Below are 17,877 nucleotides of genomic sequence, written 5' to 3'. Positions count from 1 at the left end.
TTATCGCGCGGAATGGACCGCTTCGGCAAGGGCGCGGGTCAGTTCTTCCACCGGACCGGCGGCATCGGCGCCATGCTTTGCTACCAGGTCGACAAGCGCAGAGCCGACGACAACGCCGTCTGCCACCTTGGCAATGGCCGAGGCCTGTTCGGGCGTGCGCACGCCGAAGCCGACCGCGACCGGTATCGTGGCCGAAGCCTTGAGCCGCGCTACCGCTTCCTCGATCGAGGTCTGCGCTGCCTGCTGCATGCCGGTGATCCCGGCGACCGAGACATAGTAGAGGAACCCGCTTGATCCTTCGAGCACGACGGGCAGGCGGGCCGCATCTGTCGTAGGCGTGGCGAGGCGGATCAGCGAGACACCGGCCGCGCGCAGCGCCGGGCCAAGCTCGGGGTCTTCCTCGGGCGGGATATCGACGCAGATGACGCCGTCGACGCCGGCCTTCCGGCACTGGTCAGCGAACCATTCCGGCCCGCGGATCGTCATCGGATTGGCATAGCCCATCAGCACCAGCGGCACCTCTGGGTGGCGGGCGCGGAAATCGGTGGCGATGCGGAACAGGTCCGCCGTCTTTGTGCCGGCCCCCAGCGAGCGCAGGTTGGCAAGCTGGATCGCCGGGCCATCGGCCATCGGATCGGTGAACGGCATGCCCAGCTCGATCACGTCCGCCCCGCCGGCGACCAGCGCGTCGAGAATGGCCGGGGTCGCATCCGGCGTCGGATCGCCGCCGGTAACGAAAGTGACGAGGGCAGGGCCGCGCGAGAAGGCCTGGGCGAGGCGGCTCACAGCGAGACCCCCAGGTGTTCGGCGACCGAGAAGATGTCCTTGTCACCGCGTCCGCACAGGTTGACGAGCACGATGCTGTCCTTCGGCATGGTCGGCGCGACCTTTGCCACCGCGGCGATCGCGTGGCTCGGCTCAAGCGCGGGGATGATGCCCTCGGTCCGGCAGAGCAGCTGGAAACCGTCAAGCGCCTCGGTGTCCGTGACCGAGGTATATTCCACCCGGCCGATTTCCTTGAGCCAGGAATGTTCCGGCCCGATGCCCGGATAGTCCAGGCCCGCCGAGATCGAGTGGCCTTCGGTGATCTGGCCGTCCTCGTCCTGCAGCAGGTAGGTCTTGTTGCCGTGGAGGATACCGGGGCGCCCGCCGGCGAGCGAGGCGGCGTGTTCCTTGTCCAGCCCATGTCCTGCCGCTTCGACGCCGAGCATCCTCACGTCTGCATCGTCAAGGAAGGGGTGGAACAGGCCAATGGCGTTCGACCCGCCGCCGATGGCGGCCACGAGCAGGTCCGGCAGGCGGCCGGTGCGGGCGAGCATCTGGGCGCGGGCTTCCTTGCCGATCACGCTCTGGAAATCGCGGACCAGTTCCGGATAGGGGTGCGGGCCGGCGGCCGTGCCGATGATGTAGAACGTGTCGTGCACGTTCGCGACCCAGTCACGCAGCGCCTCGTTCATCGCGTCCTTCAGCGTGGCTGCACCGGCGGTGACAGGCACCACTTCTGCGCCGAGCAGCTTCATGCGGAACACGTTGGGCGCCTGGCGGGCAACGTCGGTGGCGCCCATGTAGACCACGCAGGGCAGGCCGAAGCGCGCGCAGACGGTGGCCGTGGCAACGCCGTGCTGGCCTGCGCCGGTCTCCGCGATGATGCGCGTCTTGCCCATGCGAATGGCCAGCAGGATCTGGCCGATGCAGTTATTGATCTTGTGCGCGCCGGTGTGATTCAGCTCGTCGCGCTTGAACCAGACCTGGGCACCACCAAGTTCTTCGGTCAGGCGCGGGGCGAAGTAGAGCGGACTGGGCCTGCCGACATAATGTTCCAGCAGGTCGTCGAACTCTGCCTGGAAGGCCGGATCGGCCTTGGCGGCGCGATAATGCTTTTCCAGATCGAGGATCAGCGGCATCAGCGTTTCAGCAACGTAACGCCCGCCGAACTGGCCGAAATGGCCGCGCTCGTCCGGCATGGTGCGGAAGGAATTGGGGGTCGGCGCGTTCATGGCCCGGCGATTGGCAGAGGTGGGCGACCGTGTCCAGCCTTGCAGCGCAACCGTGTTGATTCCGGCGGGATTCCGAAATTGTACAAACCCGACAGAAAATGTTGCAAAGCAGCAACAGTCTGTTGCGATGCCGCATTTATGACACGTTTTGTTCATTGCGGTTAAATCTTTCCCCGTCTAACCGGCCCTCGCCCCCGGAAAGAAGGGGCGTTGAATCTCAGGAGTTTAATTATGAAGAAGCTCGTTCTCGCGCTGGCCGCTTCGGCCGCTCTCGCCGCTCCCGCAATGGCTAACGAAGCCCGCATCGAAGCCCGTGGCGGCGTGATCTGGGACGGTGGTTCGTCGGAAGACGTGTGGGGCATCGCCGCTGGCTATGACTTCGACCTCGGCAGCTCGGCTTTCGCCGGTCTCGAAGTTTCGGGCGACAAGATCGGCGCCGCTGGCCAGAAGGTCGCTTTCGGCCTGACCGGTCGTCTCGGCACCAAGGTTGGCGAAAAGACCAAGCTGTACGTTGACGGCGGCTACACCACCGAAAACTGCGACCTGTGCGAAGACGCCATTCACGCTGGTGTCGGCGTTGAGCACACCATCGCTGGCAACGTGTACGGCAAGCTTGCTTACCGCCACTACTTCGTTGGCAACGGCTTCTCCGATCTGGACACCGTTGTTGCCGGCGTCGGCATCAAGTTCTGATCTGAACGATCAAGCTTAAAGCAGGGGCGGTCCGGAAACGGGCCGCCCTTTTGCTATTGGGTGCGGGCAGCGGCGCAGAAGGCGGCGATGCGGCTATTGTCCTTTATCCCCGGCTGCGTTTCCACACCCGATGAGGTGTCGACAAAGCGCGCACCAGTCATGCCCATGGCTTCGCCCACATTTCCGGCGTGAAGCCCGCCCGCCAGGATCCAGGGCAGGGGATGGGTGTGGCCCTGCATCAATGACCAGTCGATGCGCAGCCCGGTGCCGCCGGGAAGGTCAGCGCCCTCGGGCGGCTTGGCATCGTAAAGCACACGCGTGACCGCGCCCCTGTAGCGCGTCGCCTCGTTCAGGTCCGCGCGCTTGCGAACACCGATGGCCTTCCACACCTCGCGCGCCGTGGCGGCGGCCACCTGGGCGCAGAGTTCGGGCGCTTCCTTGCCATGCAACTGGATCACGTCGAGCGGGACCTGCGCCAGCGCCGCCTCGACCTGTCCGGGCGCAGGATCGACGAACAGGCCGACGACCTGCACCCGCGATCCCGCGCGCGCGGCAAGTGCGGCGGCCTGTCCGATCTCGATATTGCGCGGGCTCTTGGGGAAGAACACCAGCCCGACGTGCGTCGCGCCGGCGGCAATGGACGCATCGAGCGCCTCAGCCGTGGTGATGCCGCAAATCTTGATGCCGATATCGGACAACGAATCGATCCCCCATGCCTTCCCGATCAGGGCGCCAGTTCGAAGGCGACATTGACCGACACGCTCATGCTCACCTCACCGGAAGCAACCGGGGTGGGCGCGCCGGCAAAATCCTCGGCAGCCATGCGGGCATTGACCATCATCGGCTGCGGCACATAGCCGCCGCTTTCGCTGATCGAAACGATGCGGACCACCTTCATGCCGGCAGCTGCGGCATAAAGGTCGGCACGTGCCCGGGCCTTCCTGACGGCTAGGGTCCGGGCCTCATCTGCAACGGCATCGGCCTTGTCGATCTCGAAACGCGGTCCGTCGATCTGGTTGGCTCCTGCCGCGACAAGGGTGTCGAGCACGCGCCCGAATTGCTTGAGGTTACGCTGGCGGACGGAAACCGTATTGCTGGCGCGATAGCCGACGACCTGCGGCTGTTCCGGCTCCATGCGCCCGTCGGGAAGGGGGCGCTGCTGGCCATAAACCGGGCTGAGGCTGAGATCGCTGGTCTGGATATCGCGCTCGGCAATTCCGGCGGTCCTGAGCGCGGCGATCACGCGGTTCATCTTCGCCGAATTGTCGGCCAGCGCTTCGGCCGCGGTCCTGGCCTGGCTCATCACTCCGGCGGTGAACACGGCAATATCGGGAGCCCGTGCCACGCGACCCTGCGCGGTGAGGGTCAGCAGCGTGTTGCCGGGGGCGATTGCCGGCGCGGCCGGATCATGGGCATGGGCAGCCGTGCCAAGGGGGACGGAAAGGGCCAGTGCCGCGAGTGCAAGATGGAGGGGTTTCATCGGCTTTCTCCTTCGTTGCACGGGGCTTGCAGGCCTCCGGCTGACCGGGGCCTGAACCCCGGCAGCGCAGACTCAGAGCGTGGCTTCGATGGCCCGGGCGGCGGCCACGGGATCTTCCGCACGGCTGATCGGCCGCCCGATGACGAGCACCGATGCACCCGCATCGCGCGCCTGTCGCGGGGTTACGATGCGCTTCTGGTCGGCGTGGTTGTTGTTGCCATTGGCCGGACGCAGGCCGGGAACGACAAAGAAGCCGTTTTTCCAGCGCTTGTGCACTTCACCCACTTCGTGCCCGGAACAGACGATGCCATCGAGCCCCGCGTCATGCGCGAGGTCTGCAAGGCGTAGCACCTGATCGTGCGACGAGCCGGCAACACCGGTGGCGGAAAGATCACCATCATCGAGGCTGGTCAGCACGGTCACGCCGACGACCTTGGTGTTCTCTCCGGCTGCGGCCTTGGCATCCTCCATCATGGCGCGGCCACCGCCCGCGTGGACGGTGACGATTGCCGGCTCCAGCACGTGGATTGCCTGCATGGCCGAAGCCACCGTGTTGGGGATGTCATGCAGCTTAAGGTCAAGGAAGATTGGCAGGCCGACATGGGCCAGTTCGTGAACGCCGTGGTGGCCGTGGGCACAGAAGAATTCCAGCCCCAGCTTCAGCCCGCCGACATGGCCCTTCACCTTCTGCGCAAGCGCGAGCGCGGCGTCGAGGCGGGGAAGGTCGAGGGCAAGATAGATCGGGTTCACATTGGCTCCGTCAGTTGGCGGGATTGTCGGGGTTGGCTTCGGCCAGGTTGGTCGTCGAAAGCGACGGCGCGACAGCTGCGTTGGCGGCGTCCTGCAGGCTGGAAATCTGGCGATGCAGCCGCCAGCGCGTACCCTTGTGCAGCAGCCACATGGGCAGCAGGCCGAGCAGGAAGGCAACCAGCACCAGCACCGGCAGCTTGGTTTCCAGGACCAGGTTTTCCCAGATCTTCACCTGGACGACGTTCCAGTTGTTCACCGCGAAGATGACCAGCGCGATCACCAGCACGACCCAGACGACCGTTCGGAATATCTGCATGGGATCAGACCCTTTCCCGTTCGTTTGCGGCAGATGCTAGGCCGGTTGCCCGGCCGGGGCAAGCTACTCGCCGAACACCCGCGCGAAGATCGTGTCGATCGCCTTGAAGTGATAGTCCAGGTTGAACTTCTCTTCCAGTTCGGCGGCAGACATCACGGCGCTGACTTCGGGATCGGCCTTGAGCAGTTCGAGCAGCGAGAGCTGGCCGTCGCTTTCCCAGACCTTCATCGCGTTGCGCTGGACCAGGCGGTAGCTGGCGTCGCGCTCAAGTCCCGCCTGCGTCAGGGCCAGCAGCACGCGCTGGGAGTGGACAAGCCCGCCCATCTTGTCGAGGTTCTTCTGCATCCGCTCGGGATAGATCACCAGCTTGTCGACCACGCCGGTCAGGCGGGCGAGGGCGAAATCCAGCGTGATGGTGGCATCCGGGCCGATGTAGCGCTCGACCGAGGAGTGCGAGATATCGCGCTCGTGCCACAGCGCCACGTTCTCCAGCGCCGGGGTGACGGCGGAGCGGACCACGCGGGCAAGGCCGGTGAGATTTTCGGTCAGCACCGGGTTGCGCTTGTGCGGCATGGCCGACGAGCCCTTCTGGCCGGGCGAGAAGTATTCCTCGGCTTCCAGCACTTCGGTGCGCTGGAGGTGGCGGATCTCGGTGGCGAGGCGTTCGATGCTGCTGGCGATCACGCCCAGCGTGGCGAAGAACATCGCGTGCCGGTCGCGCGGGATGACCTGGGTCGAAACCGGCTCGACTGAGAGGCCAAGCTTGTCGGCGACATATTCTTCCACCGAGGGATCGATGTTGGCGAAGGTGCCGACCGCGCCCGAAATCGCACAGGTTGCCACTTCGGCGCGGGCGTTCTGCAGGCGCACCTTGCACCGGCTGAATTCGGCATAGGCCTCGGCCAGTTTCTTGCCGAAAGTGGTCGGCTCGGCATGGATGCCGTGGCTGCGGCCGATAGTGGGGGTGTACCTGTGCTCATAGGCGCGGCGCTTGATCGCGGCGAGCAGGGCGTCGAGGTCCTCGAGCAGCAGGTCCGCGGCGCGGGCGAGCTGCACGGCGAGCGTGGTGTCGAGCACGTCGGAGCTGGTCATGCCCTGGTGCATGAAGCGCGCTTCCGGGCCGACCTGCTGGGCGACCCAGTCAAGGAAGGCAATCACGTCGTGCTTGGTCACAGCCTCGATCGCGTCGATGGCGGCAACGTCGATGGCCGGGTTGGTCGCCCACCAGTCCCACAGCGCCTTGGCGCCCGAGGGCGGGACCACGCCGAGTTCGCCGAGCTTCTCGGTGGCGTGGGCTTCGATCTCGAACCAGATCTTGTAGCGCGCTTCCGGTTCCCAGATGGCGGTCATCGCGGGGCGGGCATAACGGGGGACCATGTTCGACTCCGGTTCGTTTGGACTATCCGCGACGAGCCGCTAGGGGGGCACGGACATTTAAGCAAGGGGAGAGCCATGCTGCTGAAGGCGCCAAGCCACACCATTTGCTTTGACAGCGTTGGCGATGATGCCTTGCCGGTGGTCTGCCTGCTGCACACGCTTTCTTCCGACATGGGCATCTGGGCGGACCAGGTCGGGCCCTTGCTGGGGGCGGGTTATCGCGTGTTGCGCGTGGACATGCGCGGGCATGGCGGCTCGGGCGCAACCGCAGGCAGCTATGACATGGGGGAGCTTGCAGCGGACGTGGTGACGGTGCTCGACCACCTGGGGATAGGCAAGGTCCACCTCGGCGGCGTGTCGATCGGCGGGATGATCGGCCAGCAGTTCGCACTGGATCATCCCCACCGCCTGCATTCGCTGCTGCTTTCAGGCACGTCGGCGCGCTCTGTCCCTGCCGGCAAGGACATCTGGGATGCCCGCTTCGCAGCGATTGCCTCCGCAGCGTCAGTCGGCGCGATAGCCGATGATACGATGGAGCGCTGGTTCACCGCCGGCTTCAGGACGCGTCGGCCCGAGCGCTGGCGGCAAGTGCACGGCACGGTCAGCGCCTGCCCGGTGGCGGGCTATGTTTCGGGCGCCCATGCGATCTTTGCCTTCGATGTGGTGGATCGCCTTCCACGGATTTCCGCGCCCACGCTCGTCATCTGCGGGGACGACGATCCCGGCACCCCGGCTGAGGGCAACCGCCTGATCGCCGATCGCATTGCGGGTGCGCGGTACCATGAAATTGCCGAGGCACGGCACATCCCCATGGCCGAGCATCCCGAACTCTACAGCCGGCTGATGCTGGACTGGCTGGCCGCAAACCCTGCGCGCTAGCTGCCCGGCCAACTGAAGCCGATGGCGGTGATCCCGCTGCATTCGCCCTGCGGCGACCAGCGACGCTCTTCGATCACGCCATTTCCGTCGCTGCCGACGGCCACGATGGTCGAACAGCGCGTGCCGTAGATTGGATCGCGGATGAACACGCCGGATAGGCGCGGCTCTGGATCGGTCTGGTGGCTGTCGACCGGTTCCCGCGCAGTCTCGTCGCGCAGCGCGGCGAACAGGGGATCGAACGAGCTACCGTCCGCCTCCAGCCACCCGCCAAGTGCCGCACACAGCTGCTGGGCCTTGGGCCATGGGCGGTCGAACGGGCCATTGGAGATGCCGTGCAGGCCCGCGGGCAGGTGGATATCCTCATCCGGCCAGTTGGTCACAAAGAGCAGGCCACGCTCATCGGCGCAGAACAGGTTGAACGGGTTCATGGCCGCAGTTTGCCCCAGACCCGATCCGTCCAGCCAGCCGGTGACCACCCCGCCGCGGCTCAGCCGGTCGGGCTTTGGATAGCCTTCAACGCGGTGGTTGGTGACCAGCGCGAATCGTCCCGCTTCGTTCACGCCCAACCAGGTGCCGCCGGCGCGCAGGTCGCGTCCGGCGAGGGTGCCATCGGGCCAGCGCTCAAGCGGAGCCGTGGGGCGTTCGTGGAACTCGTCGCGGTTGGCGATCACGACCAGCCGCCAGCGCGGATGCGCGTTCCAGGCAAGGGCGGCTACGCACATGGCAGGATCGGGTGCATCAGATCAGCCCCTTCGCCTTCAGGCTGACATGGCCCTGGGTTCCGATGATGACATGATCGTGCACGATCACGCCGAGCAGCCGTCCCGCCTCGGCAATGCGGTTGGTGATCTGGATATCGGCGCGACTTGGCTCGGGCGAACCTGACGGGTGATTGTGGACGAGGATGATCGCACCGGCGCCAAGATCGAGTGCGCGGCGGATCACCTCCCGCGGATGGATCGCGGCCTCATCAAGGCTGCCTTCGCCCTGCACCTCGTCGGCAATGAGGCGGTTGCGGATATCGAGGAACAGCACGCGTACCTGCTCAACCTTCAGGTGCGCCATGGCGATGGTCAGGTAATCGATCAGCGCCTGCCACGATCCCAGCACCGGCTGCTCCTTCACCGCAGCCCGGGCCATTCGGCGGGCTGCGACGGCAACGATCTTCATTGCAGCAGCGCTCGTCTCGCCCATGCCGGGATGGTTGGCCAGCGTGCGGGCATCCGCGTTAAGCACGCCCGCCAGCCCGCCAAAGCGCTCCACCAGCGTGCGGGCCAGCGGCTTTACATCCCGCCGCGGAATTGCCGTCATCAGCAGGTATTCGATCACTTCATGGTCGGCGAGTGCATCTTCACCCCCAGCGATCAGCCGCGCACGCAGGCGCGATCGGTGGCCGCCGGCATCGTGCCCCGGCTTTTTCGTATCGTCGCCCGTGTCAAACAGTTCGCCCTCGGCCAAGGGTTCAGCTCCCCGCAATCCGGCGGGCAGCATTGCCTTTCCAAGGGCTTGGGCGCAAGTGTGAGACGATGACGCAAGAGACGGTCGAGACTGCCGGGGAGCCGCAGGAGGCGGAGGCGAGCCTGCGCCCTCGTCGCTGGCCGCGCGTCCTCGGCCTCGTCGTGCTGGTCCTTGCCTTCCTACTGGCAGTTGCCTGGCTCAATCGCGAGAAGATTGCCGACAACATCATCGGCAACGAGCTGGAAAAGGCCGGTCTTCCCGCAAGATACAAGATCACCGAGATCGGCCCGGGACGGCAAGTGCTGACCGATCTCGTCATCGGCGATCCCGTCCGACCAGACCTGACCATCGAGCGCGCCGAGGTAGCGATCGCCATGCGCCTCGGCTGGCCTTCGCTGGGTGAGATTAAACTCGTCCGGCCAATGCTTTACGGGTCTTACCGCAATGGCAAGCTGAGCTTTGGCAGCCTCGACAAGGTGCTGTTCGAGGGCGAGCCGCAGGCGCCGTTCCGCCTGCCGGACATGGAACTGGCGCTTGAGGATGCCCGGGCCCGGATCGATGGAGATATGGGGCCTGTCGGCATCAAGCTTGAGGGCAAGGGCAACCTGCGCTCCGGTTTCGCCGGGGAAATCGCCGCGATTGCGCTGCGCCTGTCGCTGGCCGGTTGCACTGCCGAAGGCGCCTCGCTCTATGGCAGGCTGGAAACCGCATCGGAAAAGCCGAAGTTCAAGGGGCCGCTGCGTCTTGCCTCGCTCGCCTGCACCGGGGCGGGTGCGAGCCTGCGACAGGCTGCGGTGCAGGTTGACGGGACGGTCGATGCAGATCTTCGCGGCGCCGATGCCCGGATGGTGCCGCTCGTTGCCTCGGCCGGCTATGGCGATGCGCGGCTGGACCAGGTGGGCGGCTCCGTCGACCTGACCTATCGCAAGCAGGCGCTTACCGCCCGGTACGATCTGAAGGCCCGCGCGCTGGCATCGCCGCAGCTTTCTGCCTCCGCAGTTTCACTCAAGGGCATGGTTCGTGGCGCCGATGCCCTCGCACGCCTTGAAAGCGACGGCACGCTCGATGCCGCGAACCTGCAGATGGGCCGGCAGGTCGATGGCGCGCTTGCATCGGCGCAAGGCTCGGCGAAGGGCACATTGGGCGAGCCCCTGCTGGCGCAGCTGCGTGGAGCGCTGGCACGCCATGCGCCGGGCAGCCGCCTGCGGGCCGAATACTTGCTGCGGCAGACCGGGCAAGTCACCAACCTGATCGTGCCGCAAGCGGCGGTTACCGGCGGCACCGGGCAGGTGATTCTTGCCGTTTCCAGCCTCCAGCTTGTCAGCGGTGGCGCACCGGCGCCGCGCGTGGCGGGCAATTTTACCACGGGCGGTGTGGGCATGCCGCGCATTACGGGCCGGATGGAGCGGCGCGCGCGCGGCACGACGCTGATCCGCATGGCAATGGCCGACTATGCCGCCCGCGATGCCCGGCTGGCTCTTCCCGAACTGGCGCTCGCGCAGGCGGCGGACGGTACAATCGGATTTGTCGGCAAGGCCCGCTCCAGTGGAGCGATCCCCGGCGGCCGGGTGCAGGATCTCGAACTGCCGATCGATGGCAGGTGGGTGCCGGGCCGCGAGTTTGAGGTGTGGCGTGGCTGTCGCCAGTTGCGCTTTGCTTCTCTGACTTATGCCGGACTGGTGCTGAACCGCGATTCGCTGGATCTTTGCCCCGGCGCGGGCGGGGCCATTGTTCGTTCCGGCGGGCGCGGCACCGCCATATCGGCTCGCGCGGCGCGAATCGAACTCGCCGGGCGGCTCAAGCAGACCCCGATCACCATTGCCAGCGGTGCGGCGACCTTCTCTAACCCCGGCACATTATCCGCAGACAATCTGGTCGTGACCCTGGGGCAGGGGGAAAGCCCGGTGCGTTTCGCCATCGGTACGCTGAAGGCAGATGTCGGGCGCGAATTCTCCGGCACGTTCGCCGATACGCAGGCGTGGATCGGCACCGTCCCGCTCGACATCGCCGAAGCGCGCGGCAAGTGGCGCTTTGCCGCCGGCAGGCTCAATCTCAGCGAAGGCGAATTCCGCCTGCTTGACCGCGAGCAGGTCGATCGCTTCAACCCGCTGGTGGCGCAAGGCGCAGTCCTGGAGCTGGCCGACAACAGGATTACCGCCGAAGCCCTGTTGCGCCATCCGGCAAGCGGCCGGCCGGTGGTCGAGGCGAAGATCGCTCACGACCTCGACACTCAGGCGGGCAGTGCCGGCCTGTCAGTGCCGGGAATCACCTTCGACCGCCAGCTTCAGCCGGACGATCTCACCCCGCTTGCGCTTGGCGTGATCGCCGATGCGCGCGGCATCGTGACCGGTTCGGGGCAGGTCGACTGGTCAGGCTCGACCGTTTCCAGCAAGGGCACCTTCCAGAGCGAAGGCCTCGATTTCGGCGCCGCATTCGGTCCGGCCAAGGGCGTGGCCGGCACTGTGACCTTCACCGATCTGCTCGGCCTCGTCACGGCCCCCGATCAGGAACTGCGCATCGCCTCGATCAATCCCGGCATCGAAGCCGTTGACGGCCGCATGAGGTTCGAGCTGCGCCCGGGTCGGGTTCTGGCGATAAACCACGCGAAATGGCCTTTCCTTGATGGCACGCTCGAACTGCTGCCCACGCAGATGACGCTGGGGGTGGCAGAAGTGCGCCGCTATGTCCTCAAGGTCGAAGGGATCAGCGCCGAACGGTTCATCGAACAGTCGGAAATGGCGAACATTTCCGCCACGGGCCTGTTCGACGGCGCACTGCCGCTGGTGTTCGATGAAAACGGGGGACGGGTCGAAGGCGGTCGCCTCGCTTCGCGCCCGCCCGGAGGCAATGTCTCCTACATCGGCGAGCTGACCTACAAGGACCTCTCCGCCATGGGCAATTTCGCCTTCGAGGCGCTGCGTTCGCTCGACTACCGGACGATGCAGATCAGCCTGGACGGCGCACTTGCCGGGCAATTCGTCACGCGCATCCGCTTTGACGGGATTTCGCAGGGCAAGGCCGCGAAGAGCAATCTCATCACGCGGCAGGTTGCCCGGCTGCCACTGCGCTTCAACGTCAACGTGCGCGGGCCGTTCAATGAGGTGCTGTTCGGCATGCGCCTGCTGACCAATCCGGAAAGCCTTGAAACCTATGTCCGCAAGAAGGTGGAAGAGGTGCAGCAAGACGCCACGCTGAAAGGGCTTGTGCCGAAGAATGGCCCGGTCCTCGAAAAGCCGGACGCCGTCATTCAGTCTCCAGAAAGCGAGAAGAAGCCATGAAGCAACGAGAATTGACCGGAAGCGTCCGGCTTGCGAAAGACCTGCCCATGCAGGGATTTGGCAAGGCAGGGCGGCTTTCGGGCCGGAGCAGAAGTGCGATGGCGGTGAAGATGGCCGGCGCGATGATGGCGACGGGTGCGCTTTCCGGGTGTGTCTCGGTAAATGCGCCCGACAAGCCGATCGTCATCGAGCTGAACATCAACATCAAGCATGAACTCATCGTCCAGCTGGCGCAGGATGCGGCACGGACGATGGATCAGCACAAGGATATTTTCTGATGACTGCCCGTTTGTCTCTCCTGAAGGCCTCTGCCGCGATTGCCGTGGCGACCGGCATTTTCGGTGCGAGTGCGGCGCTTGCCGATCGCGATCCCGCCTATGCCGCAGCGCGCGCCGCAGGCGAGGTGGGCGAGCGCATGGATGGCTATCTCGGCGCGGTTGGCACCCCGCGTCCCGAGATCAAGAAGATGGTCGCCGACATCAACATCCAGCGCAAGAAGGTGTTCTTCGAAGCCGCGCAGGAACTGAAGAAGACACCCGAAAACTACGCTTTCGCAGCGGGTTGCGTGGCGATCATGCGGACCGAGCGGGGCGAAAAGTACCAGGCGCCCGATGGCTCGTGGGCCACTCGCACGGGGGCTCCGCCGCAGTTGCATCCATCGTGTCCCAAGTCGCTCGATGCGGATGGCGCGAACTGACCAGACAGGGCCCCGTCGATCCGGCGGGGCCTTTTTCTTATGCACAGGCCATTTGCCGGGAACCTTTCCATCGCGCGGGCGCTCTTTCGCAAGTGCAGCGCAGCGTGTTGACTCAAGGGGCACCTCTGCTAAGGGGGCGGCGCCCTCGGCGGGCAGCCGTTGAGCGTGCCTAACTTTCCTGAAAGGGGAACTGGCATGAACGATGAGTCGCCCGCACGGGACCCCATTGCCGAGGATGCGCGGATCGATTCGCTCGAAAAGCGGCTGCAAGCCGCGAAAGAGCGGGAAGAACAGCGCAACCGGCCGGCTCCTGGCACAGGCACCGATGCGAACTATCGCATGGGTTCCAAGGTGCTCTCGGAGCTTGTTGGGGGTATCGGAGGCGGCGCGTTGATCGGCTGGGTCATTGACCGGTTCGCCAATACGTCGCCCTGGGGTCTGTTGGTGATGCTGTTCCTCGGGATCATCGTCGCCTTCAGGAACATCATCCGGATTTCGAACCGGCGTCCCGACTAGGCTCCCGACAAGGGGGCTGCTAGGGGTGCCGCGTTCGCACAGGCAGGCAAGAGGGCAAGGCGCGTGGCAGCCGAACAGGGCAAAGTTGATCCGATGCACCAGTTCACGATCGAGCCGATGTTCGGCACCGATCACTGGCAGATTGCGGGTTTTGACATCCCCTTCACCAATTCTTCGCTGTGGATGGCGATTGCCACCGTGGCGCTGTTCATCTTCGTCTGGGGCGGCATGAAGCGCCAGCTGGTGCCGGGTCGCTGGCAGATGGCGGTCGAAAGCATGACCGGCTTCATCGACAGCCTGCTCTCGGCCAACATCGGCAAGGCCGGCAAGAAGTACGTTCCCTACGTCTTCTCGCTGTTCATGTTCATCCTGTTCGCCAACGTGCTGGGCCTGCTGCCGCTGGGCCTCATCCCGGGCGTCCATCCCTTCACCTTCACCAGCCACTTCACGGCGACGGGCGTGCTTGCCATCCTGTCGTTCGCGATCGTGCTGATCGTCGGCTTCTGGAAGCACAAGCTGCACTTCTTCAGCCTGTTCGTGCCGCACGGCACGCCGCTGCCGATGATCCCGCTGATCTTCGTGATCGAGCTGGCTTCGTTCCTGGTGCGTCCCTTCAGCCTCGGCCTGCGACTGTTCGTGGCCATGATGGCAGGTCACGTGCTGCTGGAAGTGCTGTCCGGCTTCGTCATCTCCGGCATCAACGCCGGCATGGGTATCGGCCCGGTCGTCTCGATCCTCAGCTTCGCGCTGATGGTGGCGATCTGCGCGCTGGAAATCCTTGTTGCCGGCATCCAGGCCTACGTTTTCGCGCTGTTGACCTCGCTGTACATCAACGACGCCGAACACCTTCACTAAGCTGTTATTTTCCTTCCAACACGAATTTGAGAAAGAGGAGTTAGTACCATGGAACCTGCAAGCGCCAAGCTGATCGGTGCTGGTCTCGCTGCCATCGGCGCCGGCATGGCCGCCATCGGCGTGGGCAACGTCTTCGGTTCGTTCCTTGAAGGCGCGCTGCGCAATCCGGGTGCGGCTGACGGCCAGCAGGGCCGCCTGTTCATCGGCTTCGCCGCCGCGGAACTTCTCGGCCTGCTCTCGTTCGTCGTCGCGATGATCCTGATCTTCGTCGCCTGACCTTCGATTGCACCTGACTTAGCCGGCCGGGGTCCGCTCCGGCCGGTCAGTTTCCGGATTCGCCCGCACGGGACTCGACAATGCCCCAGATAGCGCAGCTCGCCGAAACCTATGCCAGCCAGATTTTCTGGATGCTGGTCTTCTTCGGCATCGTATTCTTCGTCATCGGCCGGGGCATGGTCCCCAAGGTGATGGCGACCGTCGAAGCGCGTGACAGCCAGATCGCAGCAGACCTTGCCGCGGCCGAAGCTGCCCGTACTCAGGCCGACGCCGAGGAAGAAGCCTGGCGGGTCCAGTCGAACGCCCAGCGTGCCGAAGCCCAGGCGTTGATCGCCCAGGCCAAGGTCAAGGCGGCAACGGCTACCGAAAAGAGCCTGGCCAAGGCCCAGGAAAAGATCGATGCCCAGCTCGCCGAAGCGGAAGCCCGCATCGGTGCGGCCAAGGACAAGGGCCTCGGTGAAATTGCCGGTATCGCCAGCGATGCCGCCGGCGAGATCGTCTCGCGCCTCACCGGTTCGGCGGTCGATGCCAAGCTGGCCGACAAGGCCGTGAAGGAGCTGCTCAATGCTTAAGCTCGCTCTCCTCGCTGCCGGCCACGGTGCTGCGGCTGCTGCGGAACATGGCGGTGAACACGCCGGCCCCGTCGCGCTCGGCCTGACGCCTTCGATGTGGGTTGCCCTGTCGATGGCGGTGCTGATCGGCATCGCCCTCAAGCTCGGCGTGCCCAAGATGCTGACCTCGGGTCTCGATGCCTCGATCGCCGAGATCAAGAAGCAGCTCGACGAAGCCAAGGCCCTTCGCGCCGAAGCGGAAGCCCTGCGCAAGGAATATGCCGACAAGATCGCCAATGCCGAAAAGGACGCGGCGGAAATGCTCGAGCATGCCAAGGGCGAGGCCGAGGCCATTGTCGCCAAGGCTTCTGCCGATACCAAGGCGATGATCGCCCGCCGCGAAAAGATGGCGCAGGACAAGATCGCTGCCGCCGAACGCGGTGCGGTCGACGAACTGCGCAACCGCGCTGCGGAAGCAGCAGCCGCTGCGGCCGCCCGCCTGATCGCCGACAATCACGGCGCCAAGGCTGACAAGGCCCTGGTTGACGAGGCCATCGGCTCGATCTGATATCCCAGTTTTCAGCGACGGCTGAATTCGGAAGGCCCCCGCTTCGGCGGGGGTTTTCTGTTTTAGGCCAGCAGGCTGCGCTGATTGACAAAGCTGCGGACCTGCCGGACATCGGCGCCATGGCCGAAGGCATCATGGCAATCGAGGGCGGCAGTCTCCCTGAGACACGGATAGCCGTAGAGCAGCTCCTGGAGACGATCGCCCCCGGCGTTCTCGACCACCATCCTCCTGAGCGCTTCGTCGCTGCTTTCCGTGCCCTGCCTGCGCACCGCCCGTTCTCCGTAGTGCCGGACGAAGCACGCGAAATGGCGGCTGCTCTCGAGACGAGTGCAGGCTCCGAGGCGTTGCAGGCTTGGCTCAGCCTGGCCTTGCTGGTCATGCTTCAGCACGGCCCTGACCGCTCCGTTTCGCTGCCGCAAGACGTGGCAGCGCTTCATGCCGCAGAGGTCGAGCGCATGGCCGGTGCCATAGCCAACCCCAAGCCCGGATACTTCAGCCTCGGTCGTCCAGCCTTCCTGCGCGACCTTGGCCTGGCGCGCGGCAAGCTGATTGCCTGCGGCGTAGAAGCGTTAGACCCTTGCGCCGGGGTCCCCCGCCGCCTGCTGGCATCGGGAGGAGCAGGGCAGGCGTTTGGTGCGGCATGGCACATGCTGGTCCGCTGCGGCGGCTTCCGGCAGATGATCGAACTGCATTTCGATCGTCAGGCCATCGGGGACTTCAACGCGGAAGGGTATCTGTTGCTCTACCGCCGGCTTGCACAGGTGCTCAGCGCAAATCCCCGGATTCGCGGCGTCATGAGCGCCAGCTGGTGGCATGACCCGGCACTGGCGGCCTTCGGTCCGGACTTCGAATTCATCAACGGTCCGCCGCGCAGCGCCGGTGCGGCCTTCTTCAGGGTCGGTGCAGATCCCCGCGCCGCCGCCGATGCCCTGCGCTTTTCGCCGCAGCGCCGGCAACTCCACGCCGAAGGTCGTTACCGGCCCGAAGTGTGGATGATGGTCTGGCCGCGCAAGGCCTTGCTGCGCTGGGCGCAAGGGATGGCCTCCGGCAGCGCATTGGGGTAACCTGCCAGCCATGAGCACGATCTACGACGATAACCTGCCCCAGCAAACCAGCCGCCTGCGCCTTGCGCTTTGGGGGCTTGCCGGTTTCATGCTGCTGCTTCCGGCAGTGGCCATGCAAGTGACGCCGGAGGTCAACTGGGGGCCGGAAGATTTCCTTGCTGCGGCCGTGCTTATCGGCGGGGCAGGTCTGGCTATGGAGCTGGCCGTCCGCTTTATCCGCACCCGCGCGGCCATGTTTGCGACGATCGCGGCTGTCGCGCTGGCGTTCCTGCTGGTGTGGGCCGAACTGGCCGTCGGCATCTTCGACTAGGCCAGCCCAGCTTCAGAAGTTGTTCTTCGCCTCTCGCAGCGCGGCGAAGGTGGCGACGGCATCGCCCGGATGGCCCCAGCGTGCCTGCAGCGCTGCATCGTCGGCGCGCAGGAAGGGGTTGGTTGCCAGTTCGCGGGCAAGGCTGAACGGCACGGTAGGCCGGCCCGCGGCTCGCGCCTTGTCGATGGCGGCGGCATAGTCCTGCAAGGCGGCATTTTCCGGATCGGCATGGAGTGCGAACCGGGCATTGCTCGCGGTGTATTCGTGCGCGCAGTACAGCGTCGTATCGGCCGGAAGGGCTTTCAGCCGCTGCAAGCTTGCCCAGAACTGCGGGGCCGTGCCTTCGAACATCCGTCCGCAACCGAGGGCAAACAGCGAATCGCCAACAAAGGCAATGTGCGCGCCCGGCAGGTGATAGGCGCAGTGGCCATTGGTGTGCCCGCCCACGTCAAGCACAACGGCCTGGCAATCGCCCAGCATGACAAGCTCCCCGGGCTTGACCACGCGGTCCACCGCCGGGATCTTTTCGGCGTCGCCAGTCGGGGCGATCACCGTGCAGCCCGTTACCGCCTTGATCGCCTCGTTGCCGCCGGCGTGGTCGGGATGCCAGTGCGTGTTCCAGATTGCGGTGATCTGCCAGCCTTTTGCCCCCGCTTCGCGCAGGTAGGCAGAGGCATCGGGAGTATCGATGCAGGCGGTTTCGCCGCTCAGGCTGTCGTGAACGAGGAAGCCGTAGTTGTCATCGAGACAGGGGAACTGGTGGACTTCGATCATGGCGCACCTCATGCCACATCCTGCGCCCGGTAGGAAAG

22 protein-coding genes are annotated in these 17,877 nt (G+C 65.3%); 12 read left to right on the top strand and 10 right to left on the bottom strand.

Features of this window, described 5'->3' with window-relative positions; translation table 11 throughout:
- Positions 1 to 786, bottom strand: a complete 786-nt coding sequence (gene trpA, locus C0V78_RS13570) for a tryptophan synthase subunit alpha (RefSeq protein ID WP_101798460.1) — start codon at positions 784 to 786, stop codon at positions 1 to 3.
- Complete coding sequence (gene trpB, locus C0V78_RS13565; RefSeq protein ID WP_101798459.1) at positions 783 to 1,997, bottom strand: tryptophan synthase subunit beta; 1,215 nt, start codon at positions 1,995 to 1,997, stop codon at positions 783 to 785. The genes trpA and trpB overlap by 4 nt, the downstream gene beginning before the upstream one ends.
- Positions 1,998 to 2,228: 231 nt before the next feature.
- Here trpB and C0V78_RS13560 point away from each other — a divergent pair, with 231 nt between their 5' ends.
- Positions 2,229 to 2,690, top strand: coding sequence for an outer membrane protein (locus C0V78_RS13560; protein ID WP_101798458.1), 462 nt, complete (start codon positions 2,229 to 2,231; stop codon positions 2,688 to 2,690).
- Between the two features lie 53 nt (positions 2,691 to 2,743).
- On the opposite strand, the gene C0V78_RS13555 is transcribed toward C0V78_RS13560, so the two are convergent.
- The 5 genes from C0V78_RS13555 to purB all read right to left on the bottom strand — a co-directional run bounded on the left by C0V78_RS13555 (position 2,744) and on the right by purB (position 6,613).
- On the bottom strand, positions 2,744 to 3,388 hold the full coding sequence (locus C0V78_RS13555) for a phosphoribosylanthranilate isomerase (protein WP_101798457.1): 645 nt from the start codon (positions 3,386 to 3,388) through the stop codon (positions 2,744 to 2,746).
- A gap of 26 nt (positions 3,389 to 3,414) precedes the next feature.
- The gene (locus tag C0V78_RS13550) at positions 3,415 to 4,170 is read right to left on the bottom strand and encodes an SIMPL domain-containing protein (RefSeq protein WP_101798456.1); all 756 of its coding nucleotides are present in this window, start codon (positions 4,168 to 4,170) and stop codon (positions 3,415 to 3,417) included.
- A gap of 72 nt (positions 4,171 to 4,242) precedes the next feature.
- Positions 4,243 to 4,920, bottom strand: coding sequence for an orotidine-5'-phosphate decarboxylase (gene pyrF / locus C0V78_RS13545; RefSeq protein WP_101798455.1), 678 nt, complete (start codon positions 4,918 to 4,920; stop codon positions 4,243 to 4,245).
- A 10-nt stretch (positions 4,921 to 4,930) separates the two neighbouring features.
- Positions 4,931 to 5,236, bottom strand: a complete 306-nt coding sequence (locus C0V78_RS13540; RefSeq protein ID WP_101798454.1) for a lipopolysaccharide assembly protein LapA domain-containing protein — start codon at positions 5,234 to 5,236, stop codon at positions 4,931 to 4,933.
- Positions 5,237 to 5,299: 63 nt separating this feature from the next.
- A complete protein-coding gene (gene purB, locus C0V78_RS13535) occupies positions 5,300 to 6,613 on the bottom strand; it encodes an adenylosuccinate lyase (protein WP_101798453.1) in 1,314 nt (437 codons plus the stop codon).
- 75 nt (positions 6,614 to 6,688) lie between these two features.
- Here purB and C0V78_RS13530 point away from each other — a divergent pair, with 75 nt between their 5' ends.
- Entirely contained in the window at positions 6,689 to 7,492 is an 804-nt protein-coding gene (locus C0V78_RS13530) for an alpha/beta fold hydrolase (protein WP_101798452.1), read from the top strand.
- Here C0V78_RS13530 and C0V78_RS13525 read toward each other — a convergent pair.
- Together C0V78_RS13525 and radC are read right to left on the bottom strand one after the other, a co-directional pair.
- A complete protein-coding gene (locus tag C0V78_RS13525; RefSeq protein ID WP_101798451.1) occupies positions 7,489 to 8,214 on the bottom strand; it encodes an NRDE family protein in 726 nt (241 codons plus the stop codon). The genes C0V78_RS13530 and C0V78_RS13525 overlap by 4 nt on opposite strands.
- Positions 8,215 to 8,230: 16 nt before the next feature.
- The gene (gene radC / locus C0V78_RS13520) at positions 8,231 to 8,950 is read right to left on the bottom strand and encodes a DNA repair protein RadC (RefSeq protein WP_371514447.1); all 720 of its coding nucleotides are present in this window, start codon (positions 8,948 to 8,950) and stop codon (positions 8,231 to 8,233) included.
- A 68-nt stretch (positions 8,951 to 9,018) separates the two neighbouring features.
- Between radC and C0V78_RS13515 the strand changes: the two genes are divergently transcribed.
- From C0V78_RS13515 to C0V78_RS13465, 10 genes are all read left to right on the top strand, one after another.
- Positions 9,019 to 12,228 (top strand): YdbH domain-containing protein, encoded by a 3,210-nt coding sequence (locus C0V78_RS13515; RefSeq protein WP_101798449.1) that lies wholly within the window; start codon positions 9,019 to 9,021, stop codon positions 12,226 to 12,228.
- A 47-nt stretch (positions 12,229 to 12,275) separates the two neighbouring features.
- Complete coding sequence (locus C0V78_RS13510) at positions 12,276 to 12,506, top strand: YnbE family lipoprotein (protein ID WP_254049949.1); 231 nt, start codon at positions 12,276 to 12,278, stop codon at positions 12,504 to 12,506.
- The gene (locus C0V78_RS13505; RefSeq protein WP_101798448.1) at positions 12,506 to 12,925 is read left to right on the top strand and encodes a YdbL family protein; all 420 of its coding nucleotides are present in this window, start codon (positions 12,506 to 12,508) and stop codon (positions 12,923 to 12,925) included. The genes C0V78_RS13510 and C0V78_RS13505 overlap by 1 nt, the downstream gene beginning before the upstream one ends.
- Positions 12,926 to 13,120: 195 nt before the next feature.
- Positions 13,121 to 13,441 carry an AtpZ/AtpI family protein gene (locus C0V78_RS13500; protein ID WP_101798447.1) on the top strand — a complete coding sequence of 107 codons (321 nt, stop codon included), beginning with the start codon at positions 13,121 to 13,123 and terminating at the stop codon, positions 13,439 to 13,441.
- A 93-nt stretch (positions 13,442 to 13,534) separates the two neighbouring features.
- Complete coding sequence (locus C0V78_RS13495; RefSeq protein WP_101798651.1) at positions 13,535 to 14,296, top strand: F0F1 ATP synthase subunit A; 762 nt, start codon at positions 13,535 to 13,537, stop codon at positions 14,294 to 14,296.
- Between the two features lie 48 nt (positions 14,297 to 14,344).
- Positions 14,345 to 14,572: a F0F1 ATP synthase subunit C gene (locus C0V78_RS13490; protein ID WP_101798446.1), complete on the top strand. Its 228-nt coding sequence runs from the start codon at positions 14,345 to 14,347 to the stop codon at positions 14,570 to 14,572.
- Positions 14,573 to 14,652: 80 nt separating this feature from the next.
- A complete protein-coding gene (locus C0V78_RS13485) occupies positions 14,653 to 15,144 on the top strand; it encodes an ATPase (protein ID WP_101798445.1) in 492 nt (163 codons plus the stop codon).
- A complete protein-coding gene (locus C0V78_RS13480; RefSeq protein WP_144039920.1) occupies positions 15,137 to 15,691 on the top strand; it encodes a hypothetical protein in 555 nt (184 codons plus the stop codon). Before C0V78_RS13485 ends, C0V78_RS13480 begins: the two co-directional genes overlap by 8 nt.
- A gap of 119 nt (positions 15,692 to 15,810) precedes the next feature.
- Complete coding sequence (locus C0V78_RS13470) at positions 15,811 to 16,755, top strand: hypothetical protein (protein WP_144039919.1); 945 nt, start codon at positions 15,811 to 15,813, stop codon at positions 16,753 to 16,755.
- 10 nt (positions 16,756 to 16,765) lie between these two features.
- On the top strand, positions 16,766 to 17,065 hold the full coding sequence (locus tag C0V78_RS13465; RefSeq protein ID WP_101798442.1) for a hypothetical protein: 300 nt from the start codon (positions 16,766 to 16,768) through the stop codon (positions 17,063 to 17,065).
- A 12-nt stretch (positions 17,066 to 17,077) separates the two neighbouring features.
- Here the strand turns inward: C0V78_RS13465 and gloB are convergent, their stop codons facing one another.
- Positions 17,078 to 17,839 (bottom strand): hydroxyacylglutathione hydrolase, encoded by a 762-nt coding sequence (gene gloB, locus C0V78_RS13460; protein WP_101798441.1) that lies wholly within the window; start codon positions 17,837 to 17,839, stop codon positions 17,078 to 17,080.
- Between the last annotated feature and the right edge of the window lie 38 nt (positions 17,840 to 17,877).

Source organism: Novosphingobium sp. TH158 (assembly GCF_002855555.1).
In the GTDB taxonomy this organism is placed as follows: Bacteria; Pseudomonadota; Alphaproteobacteria; order Sphingomonadales; family Sphingomonadaceae; genus Novosphingobium.
This window is presented reverse-complemented; position numbering and strand designations above follow the sequence as displayed.

Coding starts and splice junctions, on each gene's coding strand:
- trpB (WP_101798459.1), bottom strand. CDS start 1,997: ATGAACGCGCCGACCCCCAATTCCTTCCGCACCATGCCGGACGAGCGC.
- gloB (WP_101798441.1), bottom strand. CDS start 17,839: ATGATCGAAGTCCACCAGTTCCCCTGTCTCGATGACAACTACGGCTTC.
- C0V78_RS13530 (WP_101798452.1), top strand. CDS start 6,689: ATGCTGCTGAAGGCGCCAAGCCACACCATTTGCTTTGACAGCGTTGGC.
- C0V78_RS13500 (WP_101798447.1), top strand. CDS start 13,121: ATGAACGATGAGTCGCCCGCACGGGACCCCATTGCCGAGGATGCGCGG.
- purB (WP_101798453.1), bottom strand. CDS start 6,613: ATGGTCCCCCGTTATGCCCGCCCCGCGATGACCGCCATCTGGGAACCG.
- C0V78_RS13515 (WP_101798449.1), top strand. CDS start 9,019: ATGACGCAAGAGACGGTCGAGACTGCCGGGGAGCCGCAGGAGGCGGAG.
- C0V78_RS13550 (WP_101798456.1), bottom strand. CDS start 4,170: ATGAAACCCCTCCATCTTGCACTCGCGGCACTGGCCCTTTCCGTCCCC.
- C0V78_RS13480 (WP_144039920.1), top strand. CDS start 15,137: ATGCTTAAGCTCGCTCTCCTCGCTGCCGGCCACGGTGCTGCGGCTGCT.
- C0V78_RS13510 (WP_254049949.1), top strand. CDS start 12,276: ATGCAGGGATTTGGCAAGGCAGGGCGGCTTTCGGGCCGGAGCAGAAGT.
- C0V78_RS13525 (WP_101798451.1), bottom strand. CDS start 8,214: ATGTGCGTAGCCGCCCTTGCCTGGAACGCGCATCCGCGCTGGCGGCTG.
- C0V78_RS13540 (WP_101798454.1), bottom strand. CDS start 5,236: ATGCAGATATTCCGAACGGTCGTCTGGGTCGTGCTGGTGATCGCGCTG.
- C0V78_RS13490 (WP_101798446.1), top strand. CDS start 14,345: ATGGAACCTGCAAGCGCCAAGCTGATCGGTGCTGGTCTCGCTGCCATC.
- C0V78_RS13470 (WP_144039919.1), top strand. CDS start 15,811: ATGGCCGAAGGCATCATGGCAATCGAGGGCGGCAGTCTCCCTGAGACA.
- C0V78_RS13505 (WP_101798448.1), top strand. CDS start 12,506: ATGACTGCCCGTTTGTCTCTCCTGAAGGCCTCTGCCGCGATTGCCGTG.
- C0V78_RS13495 (WP_101798651.1), top strand. CDS start 13,535: ATGCACCAGTTCACGATCGAGCCGATGTTCGGCACCGATCACTGGCAG.
- C0V78_RS13560 (WP_101798458.1), top strand. CDS start 2,229: ATGAAGAAGCTCGTTCTCGCGCTGGCCGCTTCGGCCGCTCTCGCCGCT.
- C0V78_RS13485 (WP_101798445.1), top strand. CDS start 14,653: ATGCCCCAGATAGCGCAGCTCGCCGAAACCTATGCCAGCCAGATTTTC.
- C0V78_RS13465 (WP_101798442.1), top strand. CDS start 16,766: ATGAGCACGATCTACGACGATAACCTGCCCCAGCAAACCAGCCGCCTG.